Source organism: Victivallis vadensis, assembly GCF_003096415.1.
GTDB classification, from domain to species: Bacteria; Verrucomicrobiota; Lentisphaeria; order Victivallales; family Victivallaceae; genus Victivallis; species Victivallis vadensis.
On sequence record NZ_QEKH01000025.1, the window covers coordinates 55,925 to 77,056 of the forward strand.

The 21,132-nt window shown below is 62.0% G+C and carries 16 protein-coding genes; 8 read left to right on the forward strand and 8 right to left on the reverse strand.

Going from position 1 to position 21,132, the window contains the following annotated elements; translation table 11 throughout:
* Window position 1 precedes the first annotated feature (1 nt).
* The 4 genes from C8D82_RS14520 to C8D82_RS14535 all read left to right on the forward strand — a co-directional run bounded on the left by C8D82_RS14520 (window position 2) and on the right by C8D82_RS14535 (window position 4,844).
* Window positions 2-823: a helix-turn-helix domain-containing protein gene (locus C8D82_RS14520; protein WP_116885005.1), complete on the forward strand. Its 822-nt coding sequence runs from the start codon at window positions 2-4 to the stop codon at window positions 821-823.
* A complete protein-coding gene (locus tag C8D82_RS14525) occupies window positions 820-1,374 on the forward strand; it encodes an NUDIX hydrolase (protein WP_116885006.1) in 555 nt (184 codons plus the stop codon). Before C8D82_RS14520 ends, C8D82_RS14525 begins: the two co-directional genes overlap by 4 nt.
* An 836-nt stretch (window positions 1,375-2,210) precedes the next feature.
* Window positions 2,211-4,361, forward strand: a complete 2,151-nt coding sequence (locus C8D82_RS14530) for a hypothetical protein (RefSeq protein ID WP_116885007.1) — start codon at window positions 2,211-2,213, stop codon at window positions 4,359-4,361.
* A gap of 75 nt (window positions 4,362-4,436) precedes the next feature.
* Window positions 4,437-4,844: a hypothetical protein gene (locus tag C8D82_RS14535; protein ID WP_116885008.1), complete on the forward strand. Its 408-nt coding sequence runs from the start codon at window positions 4,437-4,439 to the stop codon at window positions 4,842-4,844.
* A gap of 63 nt (window positions 4,845-4,907) precedes the next feature.
* On the opposite strand, the gene priA is transcribed toward C8D82_RS14535, so the two are convergent.
* On the reverse strand, window positions 4,908-7,139 hold the full coding sequence (gene priA, locus C8D82_RS14540) for a replication restart helicase PriA (RefSeq protein ID WP_116885009.1): 2,232 nt from the start codon (window positions 7,137-7,139) through the stop codon (window positions 4,908-4,910).
* A gap of 287 nt (window positions 7,140-7,426) precedes the next feature.
* Between priA and C8D82_RS20795 the strand changes: the two genes are divergently transcribed.
* Window positions 7,427-7,807, forward strand: coding sequence for a hypothetical protein (locus C8D82_RS20795; protein ID WP_133245226.1), 381 nt, complete (start codon window positions 7,427-7,429; stop codon window positions 7,805-7,807).
* Between the two features lie 253 nt (window positions 7,808-8,060).
* On the opposite strand, the gene C8D82_RS14545 is transcribed toward C8D82_RS20795, so the two are convergent.
* The 5 genes from C8D82_RS14545 to C8D82_RS14565 form a co-directional block, all read right to left on the reverse strand.
* On the reverse strand, window positions 8,061-11,171 hold the full coding sequence (locus C8D82_RS14545) for an efflux RND transporter permease subunit (RefSeq protein ID WP_116885010.1): 3,111 nt from the start codon (window positions 11,169-11,171) through the stop codon (window positions 8,061-8,063).
* 14 nt (window positions 11,172-11,185) lie between these two features.
* Window positions 11,186-12,454 (reverse strand): efflux RND transporter periplasmic adaptor subunit, encoded by a 1,269-nt coding sequence (locus tag C8D82_RS14550; RefSeq protein ID WP_116885011.1) that lies wholly within the window; start codon window positions 12,452-12,454, stop codon window positions 11,186-11,188.
* Between the two features lie 78 nt (window positions 12,455-12,532).
* Window positions 12,533-12,919 (reverse strand): hypothetical protein, encoded by a 387-nt coding sequence (locus tag C8D82_RS14555; RefSeq protein ID WP_116885012.1) that lies wholly within the window; start codon window positions 12,917-12,919, stop codon window positions 12,533-12,535.
* 126 nt (window positions 12,920-13,045) lie between these two features.
* Window positions 13,046-13,264: a hypothetical protein gene (locus C8D82_RS14560; RefSeq protein ID WP_116885013.1), complete on the reverse strand. Its 219-nt coding sequence runs from the start codon at window positions 13,262-13,264 to the stop codon at window positions 13,046-13,048.
* Window positions 13,265-13,278: 14 nt separating this feature from the next.
* On the reverse strand, window positions 13,279-14,352 hold the full coding sequence (locus C8D82_RS14565; RefSeq protein ID WP_116885014.1) for a M42 family metallopeptidase: 1,074 nt from the start codon (window positions 14,350-14,352) through the stop codon (window positions 13,279-13,281).
* An 84-nt stretch (window positions 14,353-14,436) separates the two neighbouring features.
* On the opposite strand from C8D82_RS14565, the gene C8D82_RS21290 reads away from it, so the two are divergent.
* Complete coding sequence (locus C8D82_RS21290; RefSeq protein WP_116885015.1) at window positions 14,437-14,631, forward strand: hypothetical protein; 195 nt, start codon at window positions 14,437-14,439, stop codon at window positions 14,629-14,631.
* On the forward strand, window positions 14,631-14,945 hold the full coding sequence (locus C8D82_RS14575; RefSeq protein ID WP_116885028.1) for a DMT family transporter: 315 nt from the start codon (window positions 14,631-14,633) through the stop codon (window positions 14,943-14,945). The genes C8D82_RS21290 and C8D82_RS14575 overlap by 1 nt, the downstream gene beginning before the upstream one ends.
* Window positions 14,946-14,947: 2 nt before the next feature.
* On the opposite strand, the gene C8D82_RS14580 is transcribed toward C8D82_RS14575, so the two are convergent.
* Window positions 14,948-17,281, reverse strand: coding sequence for a peptide-binding protein (locus C8D82_RS14580; RefSeq protein ID WP_116885016.1), 2,334 nt, complete (start codon window positions 17,279-17,281; stop codon window positions 14,948-14,950).
* Window positions 17,282-17,716: 435 nt separating this feature from the next.
* On the opposite strand from C8D82_RS14580, the gene C8D82_RS14585 reads away from it, so the two are divergent.
* Window positions 17,717-18,196 (forward strand): thermonuclease family protein, encoded by a 480-nt coding sequence (locus tag C8D82_RS14585; protein WP_116885017.1) that lies wholly within the window; start codon window positions 17,717-17,719, stop codon window positions 18,194-18,196.
* An 897-nt stretch (window positions 18,197-19,093) separates the two neighbouring features.
* Here the strand turns inward: C8D82_RS14585 and C8D82_RS14590 are convergent.
* The gene (locus C8D82_RS14590; protein WP_116885018.1) at window positions 19,094-20,965 is read right to left on the reverse strand and encodes a right-handed parallel beta-helix repeat-containing protein; all 1,872 of its coding nucleotides are present in this window, start codon (window positions 20,963-20,965) and stop codon (window positions 19,094-19,096) included.
* Between the last annotated feature and the right edge of the window lie 167 nt (window positions 20,966-21,132).

Below are 21,132 nucleotides of genomic sequence, written 5' to 3' on the forward strand. Positions count from 1 at the left end.
GATGACGGCGCGGTTCGACCAGCTGGAACGGAGCTTCCGGGCGGCGGAGACGCTGCTCGGGCTTCGCATCACGGTGATCGACAACGCGCATGTGTTCGCGACGCCGCGCGGCGCGGCGGTGTTTTCGGCGGAGCGGCGGTCGCACCGCAAGAATCCGGCCTGCGAAGCCGGTTTCGGCGACGGTTGCATCCGCCATTGCCGTTATGCGATGAACCGGCGGGCACTGACCGAAACGGAGCCGTTCTGCTGCGGCTGCTGGAAGGGGCTGACCCAGCTGGTGGTGCCGCTGCACTTCTGCGGCGTCCCCTACGGGATGCTTTACGCAGGTTTGTGGCGCAGCGCGGAACCGCCCGCCGGGCTGCCGCCTGAATTTCTGGAGGCGAGGCGCAATCTCCCCGCATTCGATCCCGAAGCCGCCGTCCGGCTCGGCGAGATGATGAAGCTGTACGCCGCCGGAGTGATGCAGTTGCTGCAGGAGCTGCACGTGCTGGAGCTTCCCGACGAACGTAGCGCGAAGATCCGCAGCTATTTGCGCGAAACCGCCGCCGGCAACGCGAACCTCCCCGAACTGGCGCGCCGCCTCGGACTGTCGCGGTCGCGCGCGAGCTTCGTGGTGCGTGAGTTGTTCGGCCGGAGTTTTACCGAACTGCTGCGGCAGGAACGCGTGGAGCGCGCCCGGCAGCTGATCGGCTGCACCGACCTGACTTTGAAGGAGATCGTCCCCTACTGCGGCTTCAGCGACGAATTTCACCTGAGCCGGGTGTTCAAACAGCATACCGGAATGACGCCGACGGAGTTCCGAAGCAAGGAAAAATCATCATGACCGAAAACAGACCTCAGAAGTGGCAGGTGCTTTCCAGTGAATATCTGAGCCGCAAGCCGTGGTTCACGGTGCGGCGCGAATCGCTGGAACTACCCAACGGCAACCGCATCCCTGATTATTACGTGCTGGAGTATCCCGACTGGGTCAATGTGATCGCGGTCACGAAAGCGGGCAAGCTCCTGTTCGTGCGCCAGTACCGGCACGGATTGGGCGAAGTCGGCGTCGAACTCTGCGCCGGAGTGCGGGAGAAATCCGACCCGTCGCCGGAGGCCGCCGCCCGCCGCGAACTGCTCGAAGAAACCGGCTACGGCGGCGGCAAGTGGCGGCAGTTCATGGTGCTTTCCCCGAATCCGGCCACCCACACCAACCTGACCTACACCTTTCTGGCGCAGGGCGTGGAACCGGTCGCCGCGCCGAATCCCGAGGCCACCGAGGACCTCTCCTGCGAGCTGCTGACTCCCGGCGAGGTGAAAGAACTGCTGCGGCGCGACGGCGTCCGGCAGGCGCTGATGGCCGCCGCACTCTGGAAGTATCTGGCCATAAATAATTAAACAGCATGGCCCCGGGATTTCACTCCTTTCGGAGTGACCAAGGTGCTTCGCCCTTGGAACCCGACCGGCAAGGTGCCGGCGCCGGATACTTGAGAGCCGGGAAAGGCGGCACGCCTTTCCCTCCAAGAGGGGGAGGCTCCGGTAGAGACAGGCATGGTTGTACAGGAGCGGCACACCGCTCCGGTCGGCGCAAAGCCTGCTTTTTTGCAGGCTTCAGGCACTCCCTGCGCCTGCTGCCGCCGGAGGTCACGCGCGGAACCTCCAGATGCTGACCGGGTAGTAGACAGATACCCTGATGGAGGCTGATAAGAGTTTATCTGCCGATATATGCAAAGCGAGGTCAGGCAACAATACAATTGCCATATCACAGGCAAGCATATCTTTGAATGCGAGCCTTATTAAACCTTGCCTGTATGAAAAGGCAGGGGAGAGTTCAGCCTCCATCAGAGTAACTTCACATCAGATGGTCAGCATCTGGAGGTTCCGCGCGTGACCTCCGGCGGCAGCAGGCGCAGGGAGTGCTCGGCGTCGGCAAAAAAGCCGACGCGGTCGCCGACCGGAGCGGTGTGCCGCTCCTGTACAACCTTGCCTGTCTCTATCAGAGCTCCCCCACCCGGAGGGAAAGGCGGCACGCCTTTCCCGGATCTCAAGTATTCGGCGCCGGCACCTTGCCGGTCGGGTTCCAAGGGCGAAGCGCCTTGGTCGCTCCGAGAGGAGCGAAATCCCATTAAAATCCTGAAACAGGACGATTCTTCATGATAATGCGCTGATTCTCCATTCCAAAATCCCGGTTTGCGGGTATGTTATATGGTGTTCACTTCAGAAAGGGCAACATCATGGACAACATCAGTGCTTCCAGCTATCTCGAACTCCTGAAACCGTGGCTCGCCAAGCTGCCGTCGTTCCTGCGCAAATCGGCATTCAACCCCGCGCTGACCTGTTACGGGACCGGGGAGAGCGCGCACTGGCCGACCCAGAGCAACTGCAACGTCTTCGCGGCGCTGGCGGTGCTCGGTACCGCGCCGGACCTGGACGACGACGCGCTGCCGATGAAGCGCGACGAGATTCTGGCGACCTCCATCGAACTGCTGCGCTACGCGATGGCGACCCACCTGACCGGCCATGATCTCGCCTCCGACGGCAGACAGTGGGGACACCACTGGATCAGCGTGCTGGGGCTGGAACGCATGGCCCACGGCGTGAATGCGATCCGCGACCTCCTCACGGAGCAGGACCGCGACAACCTGAAGCGGATGATGATTTCGGAATCCGACTGGCTGCTGGAGTTCTATCCGGTCGAGGCCGGTCTGATCGGCAGCTCCGGCAAAAACAAGCCCGAATCGAACATCTGGAACGGCGGCATGCTGCTGCGCACCGCGCTGGATTACCCCGATGCGCCGAACCGCGACCGCTATCTCGAAAAGGCGACCGCCTTTTTCCTGAACGGCCTGTCGCACCCGCTGGACGCCGCCTGCGAAACGAAGTTCCGCGACAAACCGGTGCGCGAATGGCACGCCGGCTTCAATTTCACTCCGAACTGGTCGCTCGACCACCACGCCTATTTGAACGTCGGCTACATCGTGGTCAGCCTGTCGAACCTCGCGATGATCCACTTCTACTGCAAGGAGCGCGGCTACGAAGCGCCGCCGGAACTCTACTGGCATCTGGAGGAGGTCTGGCAGATCACGAAGCGGTTCACCTTCCCGGACGGGCGGCTGCTGCGCATCGGCGGCGACACCCGCGCCCGCTACACCTACTGCCAGAACTACGCGATCCCGGTGTGGCTGATGGCGGCGGACCTGTTCGGCGACCGCGACGCGGCGCAGTTCGAGCGCGGCTTCCTCGCGCAGATGAAGTGCGAGCAGGAGTATTCCGGCGACGGCGGCTTCTACACGAAACGGCTCGACAACATCCGCCGGATCAACTATTACTACTACGCGCGGCTGGAAAGCGACGCGCCGCTCTGCCTCTCCTATGGCGCCTACTGGCGGCGCAAGTTCCAACTGGCGCAGTGCCCGGAACAGCCCGCCGCGAATCCGCCGTGCGCGTGGCAGGACGAATACCACGGCGCGACGCTGAACCGTTCCCGGGGTGCAATCCGTTCGTGGGTGTGGCACGGCGCGCAGGGGCCGACCGGACTGTGCGTCCCGGCCTCCCGCAGCGACATGGCGGAGTGGCAGGGCAACCTGCACGGCTCGCTGCTCTCCACCCAGACGCCCGAAGCGACGCAGGGCGACAGCGTCCACTGCGAATTTGACGGCGGCTTCCTGAACTACGGCGAATGTTTCTGGCGCGAAACCGCTCCGCTCGGCGAAGGCGAACAGGTCTACGACTACGCCCGCCACCGGATCGTCTGCGCCGCACTGCCGGACGCGAAAACGATGCTGGTGCTGGAACGGGCCGTGATCCAAAAAGAGATCACCCTCGATTCGGTGCGCGGCATCGGCGTGAAGATTCCGAACGACCTTTTCAACGGCAGCCGCCGCCGCTACCGCGCCGCCGGTTTCGATGAAGTGCTGCCGGGCAATCCGGGCAAAGAGGACAGCCGCGCCGTCCCCTCCAACCACCTGCTGGTGGACGACGCGCTGGCGGTCACCGCATTGTACGGCACGGACAAATTGACTGTTTACCGTCCGGCAATTCCCCCGATCGTCATCCGCAAGGCGCACGGGCCGTGGCTGCACAGCCTCTACGCCGATGAAATCTGCGGGCATTGCAGTACGGAAAACCAGCGGCTGATGCCCGGCGCCGTCGCTTTCGACGACGGCTTCGCGGTGACGGCGGCGAAACTGGCGGAACCGGCGAAGTTCCGGGCCGAAACCGCCGGGGCGCTGCGCCGGGTGGAATACGAAAGCGACGACGCGGCCTATTTGCTGATCGCGAACTTCGGCGATGAAACCTCGACGCCGCCGCTGCCCGCCGGAGCGAAGCTGCTGACCGGTTCGCCGGAGCTGGAACCGGGGGCCGCGCTGCTCTGCACGTTCTGATTCCGGTGAAAAAGCCGTTTTTGCAGTTGTAAAAAGGCAGCCTCCGTGCCATATTGGGTACGGAGGTTTCTTTGTATGCTGCGCAACTCTTTATCCTGGTTTGAACTGCTCTGGAGCTGGGGGCCGCTCGCGGCGGCGATGCTGCTGAACGCGCTCCCCGCCCTCCGTAAATCCCGGAACCCGCAGCTGGCGGTCGCCCGGAAAGCAAGCGCCGGCTGTGCGCTGTGGCTGCTGCTGGCGGGAGCCGGCTTGATCGGTACGATGGTTCTGACCGGCAGAATTATGCTGCTCACCGGCCCGGCGGCCGGTGTGATTGCCATTGCAGCCGCTGTCCGCTCCATCCGGAACTGGCAGCGGAAACAGTTCCCGGAAGAAAAACCCCGTCCCCTGATAGTCGCAACGATTCTGGCGATGCTGGTCGCCGCGCTCGCATGGACGGCAGGATGGATCGCATACCGGATATGGTTCGGCAGAACATATTGAATCAGGGATGCGGCAGAATAACGCCGTATATAAGTTTCTTGGACCGGGATTTTCCAAGGAGATTTACAACAGTGATTGGGCGTCGACATCGACATAGACTTCGACGCCTTTCGGGGGCTGGCGGTGCAGTGCGAGCACCCGGAGCGCCTGCCGCAGCAACTTGAGCCTGCTGCCGCGGATGACCAGCATATAACGGAATTTACCCTTGATCCGTTCAATCGGAGCCGGAGAGGGACCGGCGAAGCGGATTCCTTCATGGCCGTAACGCTGCAGTTCAGCGGTGAAACCGTTGGCGAACTCCACGACCATGCTTTCGTCCTCGCCGCGGAAATGCACGATGATCAGATGCGTGTAAGGCGGGTATGCGAGCAACTGGCGGAATTCGAGGTCGAATTTGGAAAAGCCGTCGAAGTCCTGTTGGGCGGCGTACTGGATGGTTTCGTTTTCCGGGTTGTGAGTCTGGATGATCACTTCGCCCCGGATGTCGCCGCGACCGGCGCGGCCGGCGACCTGCGTGATCAACTGGAAGGTGCGTTCGGGCGCACGGAAATCCGGCATGGAAAGGCCGAGGTCCGCATTCACGATGCCGACCAGCGTCACGTTCGGGAAATGCAGTCCCTTTGCGATCATCTGCGTGCCGATCAGAATGTCCAGTTCGCCGCGCCGGAACCGTTCCAACACCGCCTCATAGTCGTCCGCCCCGCGCATTGTGTCGGAATCCATCCGAGCGATCCGGGCGGGTTTGAACACCGCTCCGGCGAGGCTTTCGATCTTCTCGGTGCCGACTCCGGCGTAACGGATCTTCGGGGACAGGCACTGCGGGCAAAGCTCGTAAGCCGGAATCACCCCGCCGCACAGGTGGCAGGTCAGGGTTTCGCGCTGTCTGGAGTAGGTATAGGCAACCGAACAATCCGGGCAGCGCGCCTCGAAGCCGCACTCCTCGCAGATCATCACGCGCGCGTAGCCCCGCCGGTTCAGGAAGATGATGCTCTGCTCGCCGCGCCTCATCCGGTCGAATACCGCCGTGATCAGCGCTTTGGAGAAAAAGTTGCTCTTGCCCGGCTCCGGCGGCCCCGCCAGCCGCTGGTCCACGATGGTCACGCGCGGAGCGAGTTTGTTGTCCACCTGCGCCGCCATCCGCGCCAGCAGGAATTTGCCGGTTGAGGCGTTGTAGCTGGTTTCGGCGGAGGGAGTTGCGGAGCCGAGGATCACCACCGCCCCCTCGAGCTTGCCGCGCATCACCGCGACGTCGCGGGCGGAATAGCGGGGAGCTTCGGACTGTTTGTAACTGGACTCGTGCTCCTCGTCCACGATGATCAGCCCGAGGTTGCGGAACGGCGCGAACAGCGCGGAGCGCGCCCCGACCGCGATCTGCACCTCGCCGTTGTTGATCCGGTTCCATTCATCGAACCGCTCTCCGTCGGAAAGGCGGCTGTGCAGCACGCTCAGCTGATCCCCGAAGCGGGCGCGGAAGCGGCGCACCGTCTGCGGTGTCAGCGAAATCTCCGGCACCAGCACGATCGCCGACTTCCCCATCTCCCTTGCCTTGGCAATTGCCTGCAGATAAACCTCGGTTTTGCCGGAATTCGTGACTCCATGCAGCAGCAGCACGTGGCTGGAAGTCTCGCCGAGCAGCATTTTCCCGATCAGTTCGAGCGCTTTTTTCTGGTCCGCCGACGGCGGCAGCGGCTTGCTCGGCAGCACGTGCGAGTCCCCGAACACATCGCGCCGCACGATCTCCTCGACGGTTTCGACGATCTTATTGCGGATCAGGGTATTCAGGCCGGACTGACTGAATGCCGGAACCAGTGATTTCAGACTGTCCGCCGGCTGCGCCCCATGCGCCAGCAGCGCCTTTACCAAGTCCACCCGGAGCGCCGCCGACGGTTTTGTGCCGTTGCACGCGACGAAACTTTCGGCGGCGGCGACATCGGCGATCCGGTAGAGGCGGCGGATTCTGGGTTTGATTTTGCCGCTGCGCACCGCGGCGGGCAGCAAAGTCCGGATCGACTGCTCCTGGCTGCAGCAGTAGTAATCCGCCATCCACCGGCCGAGAGTCACGAGGTGTTCGGGAATATTGGCGCGGGTTTCGCAAAGTCCGGTGATCGGCTTGAGCCTGCCGCCGGTGTAGTCGCTGCTGTCGGCCAGACTGAGCACATAGCCTTCGCGGGTCGAGTGGCCGAAGGGAACGCGGACCATCACGCCGACCTTGATCTGCGGCAGCAACGTTTCCGGGATCAGGTAGTCGAACTCCTTATCCAGCGAAACATCGATGATGACTTTTGCGATTGCCATGTTGCAGAATTTCTTTTTCCGTTATGAATGCGAATGGATAATATACCGGGTGGAACCGTGAATTTCAATACCGGTCAACACAGATTGCGAAACCGTAAAAAAAGCGGCCTGGAGCGGAAAGGGGGAACATATCTATTGCTCGATCGCACTTTATCGTTGCGAAAGGGGGGACAGAATATCTATGACTTTCCGGCTTCAAGCCGCCAAAAGTGGGGAAAAGAGGCGGCTTGAAGCCGGTGAGGAGTCCATGCACATTGAAACCGGGCGCAGCCCGGGAGGAGAAGAGAATGCACATGGTTTGCCCGACTTCAAGTCGCCAACCCGTGAAAAAAGCGGCACCTATCAAAGGTACAGCTAGTAGGCCTACCACAGCCCGTCACGAATACACAGTAATAGATGCCGCAAAAAGCGACAAAAATACTGCGGTACGTGACAAAGAAAGTGGTAGTTTACTAGCAGTCCGCTTCAATTTTCAATCAACTGCTCAAAATTACACCTCTTTAATGGAAAAGTCAAATTGTTTTTCGCGGAAAAACTATTTATCATCAAAAAACAAGATAGATTTCTTACTGCCGGAGGCGAGTTGCGATGGGGAAGCCTGCCGTTTTGAAGGCAGGCGGGTCTGCCCGCCCTGTCGTGCGGCAGACCTTGTGCGCTACGCGGCCTGATTTGCAATCAGGCTCCGGTAGCTGGGCGCAGTAGCGCACAAATTACCTCCGGTGGGCAAGGCGCTTCGCCCTTGCAACCCGACCGGGTAGCACCCGGCGGCGAGTACCGCCGATAGAGCCAATAAACTGATAGATAATACCCCCGGTTTTGAGATTTTTGCGCAGCAAAAATCTCGAAACCGTACCCGGCGCCGGCACCTTGCCGGTCGGGGGGACCGGGGGGCGAAGCGCCCCCGGCCGCCGGAGGCACCGATTACCGCGAAAAGCGGCGTTCGATTTCGTAGTAGAGCGCCGGCAGGAAAAAGAGCGTCAGCAGTGTTGACGAGCTCAGGCCGAAGACCACGATCGCCGCGAGCGGGCGTTGCACTTCCGCGCCGATTCCGGTGGAAAGCAGCAGCGGCAGCAGCCCGAGCAGCGTGGTCAGCGTGGTCAGGATCACCGCCCGGAACCGCACCGCGCTGCCTCGCCGGATCGCTTCCGCGAGCGGCATTCCCTCTTTGCGCAGATCGCGGAAGTCGGTGACCATCACCACCGCGTCCTGCATGGCAATACCGAGCAGCGCAATAAAGCCGACTGCCGCCGGAACCGACAGGAACTGGTTCGTCACCGCCAGTCCGAGTACTCCGCCGATCAGGGCCAGCGGTACGTTGATCATCACGATCAGGCTGCTGCGCAGTGACGAGAAGGACATCCAGAGCAGGATGAAGATCAGCGCGATCACGATCGGCACGACCACCATCAGCTTCTGCATCGCCCGCTCCTGATTCTCGAATTGGCCGCCGAATTCGACCAGATAGCCGGGCGGCAGCTTCACCTGTTCGGCAATCACCCGGCGCATATCGCGGACAATTTCACTCGGAGCGCGTCCGGCGATATTGCCCTGAATCGTCCAGCGCCGCTGGATTTTTTCGCGGTTGATCTGCACCGGCCCCTCGGTGATTTTCAGGGACGCGACCTGATCAAGGTCGACGTAACGGCCTGAGGCGGTGCGGATTTTCAGCTTGCCCAGCGCTTCGGGAGTGGAGCGGAACTCCTCGCCGAGGCGTACGTTGATATCGTAACGCCGGGTGTTGCGGTAGATGCCGGCGACGTTTTCGCCGCCGACGGCGCTTTCAATCAACTGCATCACTTCGCGGCCGGTCACCCCCAGGCGGGCCATCGCGTCGTGCCGGAGTTCGATCTGCAACTGGGGCTGGCCGTAGTTCTGCTCGACGGAGAGGTCCACCACGCCCGGAACGGCGGCGATCGCCTTGCGGATCTCTTCGGCCTTTTCGCGCAGCACGTCCAGATTTTCGCCGTAAAGCTTCAGCGCGAAGTAGGCGCGGGTGCCGGAGAGCAGTTCGTCGAAGGAGTTCTGGATCGGCTGCGAGAAGTTCAGCGTCACGCCGGGATAATCCTGCAGTTCGCGGCGCAGCTCCGTAACGATCCGGGCGCGCTCCGCGGCTCCGGCGATCCGGCCTTCCGGGTGCTTCAGCGACACCTGAATTTCGGCGAAGTTCACCGGATGCGGATGACTGCCCGCCTCGGGGCGGCCGATGCGCGACACGGTTCCTTCGACCTCGGGATGCTTCAGGATCATGGTTTCGATGTTCTTCACCACCCGCTCCGCCTGCGTCAGGCCGATGGACGGAGCCATGCCGACCGTGACCATGATGCTGCCCTCCTCCAGTGTCGGCATGAACTCCCGCCCTACCGAACGCAGCATCCAGACGCTGCCCGCCAGCAGCGCCGGCACCAGCACGAACAGCACATACCGGAACCGGACCGCCTTGTCCAGCAGCGGCACGTAGCAGCGTTCCACGAAACATTCGGTGCAGTTCCGGCGCTTCGCCGCCGCCGGTTTTCCGCTTCGGAACAGGATGCTCGCCAGCACCGGCGCATTCACCACCGCCGCGACGATCGAACCGGCCAGCGCGACCACGATCGAAAAGGCCAGCGGCTTGAACATCTTACCCTCCACCCCTTCAAAAAGAAAGATCGGGATGAAGACGGCGATGATGATCAGCAGCGCGAACGCGATCGGCCGCCCGACCTCTTTCGAGGCTTCGGCGATCACGGCCAGCCTGTCGCGCCCGGCGTTTTCCGGCCGGTTCAGATGGCGCAGAATGTTCTCCGTGACCACGATGGAGCCGTCCACCAGCATTCCGAGCGCGATCGCGATGCCGCCCAGCGACATCAGGTTCGCGGAAAGCCCCGCCCGGTTCAGCCCGATGATCGCCAGCGATGCGCAGAACGGCATCGACAATGCGACGATCAGCGACGCGCGGAAGTTCCACAGTGCAACCGCCAGCACCGCCAGCACCAGCAATATCCCCTGAAACAGCGCGTTCTCAACGGTCCGGCTCGCGTTGTCCACCAGATCGGCCTGGTCGTAATAGGGGACGATCGTAATCCCCTTCGGCAGCCCCCGGCCGATTTCGGCAAGCTTTTCGTGCAGCGCGTGAATCACGCGGGAGGTGTTTTCGCCGTGGAGCTTGAGCACGATTCCGGCGACGACCTCCTCCTCGCCGTTGCGGGTCACCACGCCGCGCCGCACATCCGGGCCGTACTCCACGTTCGCGATTTCCCCGAGCTTCAGCGGCACGCCGTCGATTTCGCGGACGGTCAGGTTGCGGATGTCGTCGAGCGACTTGAGCATGCCGATGCCGCGCACCAGATACTCCTCGGCGCCGATTTCGATGTACTGGCCGCCGACGTTGCGGTTGTTCGCGTCGATCGCCTCGACCACATCGTCGTAGGAGACGTCGTATTTGCGCATCAGCTCCGGATTCAGCTGCACCTGGTACTGCAGCACATGGCCGCCCATCGACAGGATCGCGGTCACGCCCGGCACTGTCTGGAGCTGGCGTTTGACCACGAAATCGTTGAGTTCGCGCAAGTAGGAGTTCAGCTCCTTGCCCTCGGTGTCCGCCACCTTGCGGTCGGCCTGCAGATAGTAGATGAAAATCTGGCCGAGGCCGCTTGAAATCGGTCCGAGCTCCGGCTTGGGCAGGTTCGGCGGCAGCGCGGCTTCGGCGGAGCGGAGCCGCTCCGCGACCAGCTGGCGCGCGAAGTAGATGTCCACCGAATCCTTGAAGTACACATAGATCACCCCCATGCCGAAGCCGGAGGTGGATTTGACCAGCGTCACATCGGGCAATCCGTTCATCGCGCTTTCGATCGGCTGGCAGACGGTCAGCTCCACCTCCTCGGCGGCGAGGCCGGGGGCTTCGGCGAAAACCGGCACCATCACCGGCGAAATATCCGGGAACGCATCGCGGGGCGTTTCGATGTAGGACCAGACGCCGTAACCGATCACGGCCAGCATCAGCAGCACCGCCACACCGCGCAGGTGCAGCGAAAGTTGAATGATTCTGTCGATCATCGCGGGCCTCCTTCCTAATGGCCATGTCCGGCATGGGCGTCCATGCCGCTGGTCAGCAGGATCGATTTCAGCTCGAAGGCGCCGCCGGAAACGAAAGATTCGCCCGGCTTCAGGCCGGAGACGATCTGGATCTCCTGCCCCGCCCCCTGCCCGGTCACCACCGGCTGCGCCGCGAAACCGTCCCCTTTCGGCACGAACACCACGGTTTCTCCCGCGATCAGCTGCACCGCCTCGCGCGGCACCACCACGCTCTTCGCGGCGGCTGCGGTCCGGATCAGGCCGGTCACGAACTGGCCGGGACGCAGGCCGCCGTCGCGGTTGTCCACTTCGACGCGCACCAGCCCGGTCCGGGTGGTCTCGTCGATCAGCGGAGCGACATAGATGATTTTGCCGTGGTATTCGTGTCCGCCCGCCGCGTCCGAAATTTCCACCGCCATCCCGGTTTTCAGCCGCGGCAGGTCGGCGGCGGCGGCGCGCAGTTCCAGCCACGGCTCCGCAAGGTTGCTGACGGTGAAAACCGGCGTGGTGTTGTCCTCGACGAAGTTTTCACCGAGGGTGATGTTCTTCGCGATCACGGTTCCGGCCAGCGGCGAACGGATTTCATAGGTGGTGCAGATCACCGGATCGCCGCTCTTGAGCTCTGCGTGGGCGTGGCCGTCGTGGCCCGGCCCCTGCAGCAGCGAGCGGAGCAGCTCCTCCGCGTGGCGGCGGGCGATCACCGCCTCGGCATATTCGCGCTTGTACTGCAGATACTCCTTGCGGGAGGTCGCGTTGCCGCCGATCAGTTTTTCGGCCATCTCGAATTCGGAGCGGGCCAGCTCCTCCTGTTCTTTGGCCGAATTGTAGTTGGAGTAATACTCGCCGAGCTTGTGGCTGGTCAGCGTCGCCAGCAGCGCACCCTTTTCGACCCGCTCTCCCTCTTTGACCGGAATCCGGTTCACGAAACCCGGAATACGCGGCATGACCTTGGCGGTCTCCTCCAGATTGAGCCGGACTTCTCCGGGCAGCCGCAGCGTGGAGTCGATCTCGCCCGCAACCGCTTTTGAGACGCGGATCCGGATCAGCTTGCGCTGGGCTTCGCTCAGGTGCACCAGCCCTTCCTCCTCCCCCTCGTGGGAATCGGCGTCGGCATGGGCTTTCTCTCCGGCATGGGTGGAATGGTCGTGGCCGTCATGCTTCGCATTTTCATCAGCATGAGCAGTGTGGTCGTGGTCGACGGCGGCAAGCATCGCCTCCCCGCCGAACAGCAGCATCAAAGATAAGACAATCGGATAAAACTTCATTTCGGGACCTCTTTCCTGATTGGACAATCATAAAAATCAAGACACAATTCCCCTGCGGGAAGACAAAAGAGGCATCGTTCAACAGCGTATGATCCGATTCAGCAGGAACAGGCCGGAGCGGTCCGGCAGGTACGCGCAGCGCGGCAGGCAGGCGGGACGGCATTTCGCCTTGTCGGCAAACAGCAGTTGCGGCTGCTGCGGAAGAATCCAGCTGTCACAGCTCAAGCCGAAAACCGCCATTGCCCGGCGGATCGCTCCGTAGAGGCGGCACCCCGGCCTGCCGTGCTGTCCGTGCGGACCGCCCGCGCACTCCGCCGCCGCCTGAATCCCGGTTTCCGCGGCCGACTCGGCGTCATGTCCCGGATCGCAGCAGAACAGTTGCAGTACCAGCAGCAAAACCGCAAGCCCGGCATGAAACCAGTGCCGGTGTTTTCCAAATTGTTTTGCCGCCGTCTTTTCCGCCATTCCTTCTCCTCTTCTTCCTATTAATAGCATGCCGGGGAGTATTTGTCAATCTCAGAGCTTATCCCTGAATAAGCTCTGAATGAAATAAAGTTTTCCCGGCGGCATGCACGAAATCCCCCGAAGTTTTCAGAAGAAGACGAAGTAGAGCCCGACGCCGAAGAAGGCGGCCGCCAGGATGGAGAACGTGACCCGGGAGACCGCGCGGGCGGTTTCCGGGCGCATGGTTCCGGGGGCGGTCGACCGCCCCGCCAGCCGGTTGAAGCTGCCGGTGTGGACGTACCGCTTCAGGTTGCGGCGGTTCTGCTGCCGCCGCTTTAAAGCGGCGGCGAGTTCGGCGTTGGTCACGCAGTCACCTCGGTTCAGTCGATTCCGGGAATGAAGCTCTCATCGCCCTTGAATCCGGCGATGGATTCGACGAGCAGTTCGATCGCGCCTTCGACGTCGCGCAGGTCGCAGATTTCGACGGGCGAGTGCATGTAGCGGTTGGGGATGCTGAGCAGAGCGGTCGCGACGCCGGCGCGGGTCATCTGCATCTGGGCCGCGTCGGTGCCGCCGGAGGCGCGGTGGGCGGCGGTCTCCTGGTAGGCGATGCCTTTCTCCTTCGCGACCTTGCGGATGTAACGGCCGAGCACGTTGTTGTTGTCGCAGCTGCGGGAGAGTTCCGGGCCGCCGCCGAGCTTGACTTCGCCGAGCAGTTTCTTCGGGATGTCCGGCAGGTCGGTCGCGAAACCGACGTCGATTGCGAAGCCGACCTGCGGATCGACGCCGAAGCAGCTGGTGTGCGCGCCGCGCAGCCCGACCTCCTCCTGCACGGTGCCGACGCCGTAGACGGCGACGTTCAGCTTGCGTTCGGAGAGGCGGCGCATGGTTTCGGCGACGATGAACGCGCCGACCTTGTCATCCATCCCTTTGGACATGAAGCGGTTTTCGTTCAGGCGGCGGAAATTGGACTTCACCGCGACCGGGTCGCCGATCGAGACCAGCTTTTCGGCTTCGGCCTTGTTTTCCGCGCCGATGTCGATCCACATGTCGGAAAGTTCCGGCGGGGTGTCGCGCTCGGCGGGTTTGAGCAGGTGGATCGGCTTCTTGCCGATCACGCCGTGGACGCGGCCTTTTTCGGTCAGGATCTCCACCTCGGTGGAGGGGACGTTCAGCTTGTCGATGCCGCCGTTGGGGCGGATGTAGAGCAGTCCCTCGTCGGAGATGTAGACCACCTGGAAACCGATTTCGTCATAGTGCCCGGCCAGCATCACCTTCATCGGCGCGGAGGGGTTCAGCACGGCCATGGTGTTGCCGAGCACGTCGGTCCTGACCTCGTCGCAGCAGGGTTTGAGGTAGTTGCGGAAGACCGCCGCCGCCTCCTCCTCGAAGCCGGAGGGGCTGGAGGCATTCATAAACTCTTCGAGAAACTTGAGACTTGATTCGGATAACATGATTTCACCTCATTCATGGTTAAAACGGTTCTCTGTCAATGTATCACGGAAAACGGTTTTTGTCCATCCCTTCCCGGAAAAAAGATGGATTTCGCCTCCGGGAAAAATTTCAAAAACGGCTTTGAAAATGGGGAAAAGCGGATTATAGTAAGAGACGGGCAGCGCATCGGATTCCCGCCGGGGAAGCGTTGTCCGGTCAGGAAGCGCATCATCAGGCCTGCGGATGCGGCAGGCCTGATTTTTTTTATGGAAATTTTACAGGAAAGGGAGTTGGTATGATCAGTTGGCTTTATCTGCTCGGCGCCGGGCTTTTTGAAATCGTCTGGGCATTGGCGCTCAAGGAGTCGCACGGTTTCTCGAAACTGTGGCCGTCGGTGGTGACGGTCGTGGGGATGGTGTTCAGCGTCTGGCTGCTGGCGCTGGCGCTGAAACAGCTGCCGATCGGCACCGCATACGCGATCTGGACCGGGATCGGCGCGGCGGGAACGGTGGCTGCCGGCATGTGTTTTTTCGGTGAACCGGTTTCGGTCCTGCGCATTGTCAGCCTGCTCGCCGTGATCGGCGGCATCATCGGGCTGAAGCTGGCGCACTGACATTACTGCCGGAGTTTCACGGTGATCCGTTTCTGGTTGCGTACCAGTTCGGCCTGACGGGCGGTTTCGGCTGCGGGCAGATCGCCGGGAACTGCGACCGGCCTGCCGTCAACCGCCGTGATCAGGTCCCCTGCCAGCAGCGGCCCCGCGCCCTGCCGGACTTCGACACCCCGTGTGCCGCGCGGCACGCCGAAAGCGGAAAACTCCTGTTCCGTGATTTCGCGTACCTTCGTGCCGCGCCACTCCTGTTCCTCCGGTGCAGCGGCGGGAACGGGAGTGCCTGAGAATGCGGCGGGAAGTGGAAACTGCGGCTGTTTCGCGAGTTTCCGCAGCTTCGGGGAGCGCACCCCGAAGCGGTTCATCGGGAAATTCACGAACGGTGAGCCCGCGGGCAGGTTTTCGACCGTGTAATCTCCCGCCGCCGGATTCCGGAATTTCGCATCCAGAACCGTGGAATGGGCGTCGCAGCCCCTGGCCCGGAACCGGTCGCGGTCCGCCTCCGACGACGCAAAAATATTGTAGTCGACCAGCAGCCCCCACGCCCGGTCCATCAGCGCGGGGCGGTAGGCCCCCATCACCAGATTCCCGGCGAACACGTCCCCCGAGTCGCGCAGCCAGCAGTGTGCGTGCAGCGAATCATTCACGATCAGGTTGTTGCGCACGATCCGGCGGTAACCCTCACGCAGTTTCAGGCCGCCTTTCAGAATCAGGTTGCCGGTGATCTCGTAGTTGCTTGAACCGTCGTCGAGGTCGATTCCCCAGCCGTGGTCGCAGCTCCAGCGGTTGTGACGCAGCACATTTGCCGCGACGGCATCCGCGAAAGGCAGGGCGGGATCGCGCTCGTGTTCGCGGTTGATCCCGGCGAGCGATGGAGTCCAGAAACGGTCCCGTCCCCAGCTGTTGAAGCTGCCGTGGTCGCCTGTTTCCAGCACGGTGTTGAAAACGTCGCACCACTCGACCAGATGGCCGCCCCAGGTGCCTTCGCTGATGTTGATTCCGGCGCGCGGCACGTCGTGGATCGTGCAGGCGCGCACCGTGATGTTGCGCGACATCGAAATCTGGATCGGAGCGGTCTGTTTTTCGTCCCGCCCGGTCCGGGTCAGCAGGCAATCCTCCACCACGCAGTCGGCGGGGTAGTCGTCGCCGAGCGGCCCCGGAGCGCGGTCGAGTTTTTCGTAGGAGAACGGCGCCTCGTACCGGAAGAGCGGCGAACGCACCATCGCCGGATTTCCGGCGAACACCACCGCGTTCGCGCCGATTTCCCGGAACAGGCCGCCCCGGATTGCGATACGGCGGTTGAAGTTGCTGACCAGCACCGCGTTGCCGCCGAGCAGGGAAAATTCGCAGTTCAGCAGCGCGCAATCCTCCGAGTTGCGGAAGAGCACCGCCGCTTCGCGGCAGAGCGTCCAGTCGCTGCGCAGCAGCGGCTCCTTGTTCTCCATAAAAGTGCGCGCGGCGTGCCGGAACGTGAAGCCGTCGAATACAGTCTGCCTTGCGCCGTCGAAATCAACCAGCCGCCGCAGCGAAACCGTTTCGACCGCGGCCCGGTTCGGATCGACGCCCGGCTCGGGATACACATAGAGTTTCCCGGAGTCGCGATCGTAGAACCATTCGCCGGGAGCGTCCAGCTCTTCAAAGATGTTTTCGACCATCCGGTAACGTTTGTGCATCGGCGACGGGCGGTTGTTCTGCCAGCCGCCTTCGAGCCGGAGAGTGCCGTCCGGGTTGCGGCCGGTGATCCGCCAGTGCATGTCGCCCCACAGTGCGCCGTGCATCGCGTGCAGATAGCCGGTTTCGGGATGCTTCCAGCGGGAGGTGCGTTCCGGATTCAGCGGGTCGGTGGCGGAATCGGACGTATTCGCGCCGTGCTCCAGCTGCCACGTGTCGAAGACGTTCCGCCCTTCCACGCGGTTCGGGTAGCGGGCCATCGCCTGCCGCCTGCCGTCCAGAAAGAGTTGGTCGATCTCGCGGCCTTTCCCCGCATCCGCCGTCAGGATGCCGTCCCGGAACGGTGTGAATTTCAGGTTTTCCAGCCGCACGCCGCCGCTCAGCACCGCGCCGCCCTCCGTTGTGCTGACGAAGCGGATGCCGGAATGCTCCATGCCGAGCTTCAGGGTTTTCCCGAGGTAGTAGACGCCGGGAGCGACCTCGACGGTCCGGCGGCCGGAAAGCCCCGCCGCCGCTTCCGCCGCCCGGTGCAGGGTGCGGAACGGCTGCGCGGCGCTGCCGCTGTTCCGGTCCGAACCGTTCGGGGAGACAAAGAATTTCACATCGGCTTCCAGTGCGGCGGCGGAGATGGTTCCCGCCAGCAGCAGCGCGCAGGCGAACGGTTTCATCGGATACAGGTTCCTTTCCGGTTGCGGTTGTTCCATCTGCTTATATTATAGCAAATTGGAGCAGCTTCGTCAACCCGGGCGCCGCAAGAAAAGCACCAACGGATACACAATCGAAAACAAAGTGTACAGAAAGTCCGGCTTGCCGCCATTGGGACGGCGGGGAATGATATTGCGTTTCCGGCTTGAATATTCCGGGGAACGGCTTATATTACTGTCAGGTATAAATTCAAAACACCGCCGAAAATACCACACGAAGCCGTTTTGATTTTGTCCTGTTAATATCGAAGTCTTGAATTGTGTACCGTTTGCCTCCGGGTAAACGGTGCACTGTTCGTGCATCTTCGATATGCGCAGTGGTATGCGTCGGCGGTGGTGTACGGAGGTGCACCGCCTTTTTTTTGCGGCAGTGCACTTCCGGCGACGGGAGGATGCACGGTGAAAAAATTGCTGCCGCTTTTGCTCTGCGTATTCTCTCTTACTGTCCTTTCCGCCGAAATCCGGGGAAAAATCGTGCGGGTTGCGGACGGCGATACCGTGACGGTCCTCGACGCCCTCGACGGTGCGCCGTTCCGCATCCGGCTCGACAAAATCGATGCGCCGGAACTCCGGCAGCCGTTCGGCCCGGAAGCCGCGGCGTATCTCTCCGCATTGATATCCGGCAAAGAGGTGGTGATCCGGTTCAGGAAGATCGACCGGTACGGCCGGATCATCGCGACGGTTTACCACGGCGGCCGGGATGTCAATCTGCTGATGGTCAGAGCCGGGCTGGCGTGGCATTACGCTTATTTTGACGACACTCCGGCATACCGGGAAGCGGAGAAACAAGCACGGGCGGCCCGGCGCGGTCTGTGGCGGCAGGACAATCCGGTCAATCCCTATGAATTTCGCAGGCAACGCAAGCTGAACGCAAAGTGATGGTAAAGACGTATTCTACCTCGCATACAAGTTTCTTGGATCGGGATTTCGCCTTCGGCGACCAAGGCGCTTCGCCCTTGGAACCCGACCGGCAAGGTGCCGGTGCCGAATACTTCAGATCCGGGAAAACCGGAACGGTTTTCCCTCCGGATGGGGGAGCTCTGATGGAGACAGGCAAGGTTGTACAGGAGCGGCACACCGCTCCGGTCGGCGCAGAGCCGATTTTTTTATCGGCTCCAGGCACTCCCTGCGCCTGCTGCCGCCGGAGGTCACGCGCGGAACCTCCAGATGCTGACCGGGTAATAGAAAGATACCCTGATGGAGGCTGATAAGAATTTATCTGCCGATATACGCAAAGCGAGGTCAGGCAACAATACAATTGCCATATCACAGGCAAGCATATCTTTGAGTACGAGCCTTACTGAACCTTGCCTGCATGAAAAGGCAGGGGGAGAGTTCAGCCTCCATCAGAGTAACTTCACATCAGATGGTCAGCATCTGGCCGTTCCGCGCGTGACCTCCGGCGGCAGCAGGCGCAGGGAGTGCCCTCTCCCCAAAAAGTTGCCTCCCTTCGGCCACGGGCCTCGGGACTTTTGGGCTTTGCCCAAAAGCTGCGGGTACTTTTCGGGGGCCCCTCCCTCCATTCCTCCGTGCGGCTTCGCCGTACTCGTCATTCCGGGCAAAAAAGCAGGCTTTGTGCCGACCGGAGCGGTGTGCCGCTCCTGTACGCTCCATGCCTGTCTCCATCAGGGCTCCCCCCTTCCGGAGGGGAAACCGGAACGGTTTTCCCGGTTCTAAGTACCCGGCGCCGGCACCTTGCCGGTCGGGTTCCAAGGGCGAAGCGCCTTGGTCGCCGAAGGCGAAATCCCGGTCCAAGAAACTTGCACACGGCGTATATTATTTATCTGATGGAACCGGGAACAGCAACCGGTAGGCAGTGGCGCCGGGCTTCAAGTCCTGAAAGGGGCCGGGGAATACGCGAGCTCCGTAAGAAAGGCCGACGAAATCCCGGTCGATGCCGGGAACCGGTTCAAAGGCGGGCAGCTTTCCGATTGTCAGATAGAGCGACGGCTCGAACGGCTTGATCCGGACGCCGAACTCCCGCCCCGTCAGGAACACGGAATTCTTCTCCCGGCCGGAGACTTTCGGCCAGACCTCCGGAGTAAAACGCTTCGTGACCCGGACGCGGTTCATCTCCTCCGCAGTCAACAGCTTCGCCGCATCGCCGGAGATCTTCTCCCACGGCGTGGAACCGCTGTACCGGAAGCCGACGTCGCCGACGAAAAGGTTCCGGTCCGAAACGCAGTTTTCCGAACGGTCGCCCGGCACCGGCAGGCTCACTCCGCCGCCGTTGTTGCAGAAAATGTTGTTGACCACCAGCTCGTCGGAGGTTTCGACGGTCTTGCCGCGTGTTTTGCGATCGGTCACGTTGTGCATGAAAACCGCCTCCGCCGCGTTGTCGAAGACCAGGTTGTGGCAGATTTTCACCCCGGAGGCGTCATGCACATAGATGCCGCGTCCCGGATAGTACCCGGTGAACGGCGTGGTGTTCGCAACGATGTTGTTGTCGATCATCACGCAGCCCGCGCCCAGCTCGATGAAGATCCCGGAGCCGATGTTGCCGAACACCACGTTGCGGGTGATCCGCGCCTTGTCGTAGCCGTTGTCGAACCAGATGCCGTGCGCGCCGTTGAAGCGGACCAGATTCCCCTCGACCAGCGCCGCGTCCGCCTCATGCAGCTTGATTCCGGCCCACTCCTCCCAGTCGCACTCGCTGGTGGTCAGCGAGAGATTGTTGTTGCGTTCCACGGTGTTGCCGATGATCTTCACTCCCCGGCAGCTCCAGCCGGCGATGCCGCAGAGGCCGTTGTCGACGACCAGATTGCCGGTGACCAGGTGGCGGCCGCCTTTGCGGAGCTGCTTCCGGTCTTCCGGCGTAGTTTTGGGAATCAGGTCGGTACGCCAGTATTCGCTGCCGACATCGAGGCCGACCGTCCTGGCATGGCGGATCACGTTGTCGCGGATCACCCAGTCATGGCCGCTCCGGGTCGAGACCATCCCGAGCTGTGGAAACGGCGCCTGATTGGCGCAGTGTTCAAAGACGAAGCCTTCGATGTGAATATAACCGAGTCCGCGCCGCGCCGGAGCGAACACCCGGTCGCGGACCGTGATTTCGAGCAAAGAGCGTTCCGGGTCATATTCCGGCGGCAGATGGAGCAGCAGATTGCCCCCGTCCGGCGTGATGATCCAGCTGCCCGGCACCCGGCGCACCTCCTCCGGCGTCTGCGACTGGCGCAGTTCCCCGCCGTCACAGAAAATCTGCCCGAGCGAATAGGGAAGCAGCGCACCGGAAGCGGGCCGCGCCGGTTCCTTTTTGTCCCTGCCGCCCGCATTGAGCTTGCGCCTGAAGGGATTCGGGAAATCGCCGAAGAACGCATCCTCCGGCACCGGCGTCGTGAACAGGTTCTTTTCTCCCGGCACCGGCGTCAGCACCGGCTTCCACTCCTCGCTGCCGCGGAGGAAAACCGTGCCGCGTTCCGCCGCGCGGTAGGTGATCGGCCTGCCCGGTTCGCCGCCGCGCTCCGGCGCGACATGCTCGCGGTAAACACCGGGACGGACCTGAATCACATCGCCGGGAACCGCCTTCGCCGCCGCTTCCCCGATCGTCCGATACATGCCGGAACCGCCGTTGCGGTCCACGGTCAGCGTGGCCGCCGGAAGAGAAACCCCGGCGAATATGCATCCGGCCAGAAACAGACCTTTTTTCATGAACACTCCTTTTCTGATGAACTTCAATCGGCAATACCGGAAAATACCGCCGAATTCCCGAAATGTCAACCGGCCCAACTCCGGTCATTCCGGCAATCACAATTTTTTCAAATCGGGACAATATGTGAAAACAGCGGCGCGTTAATTGAACAGATTCCGCGAGAATA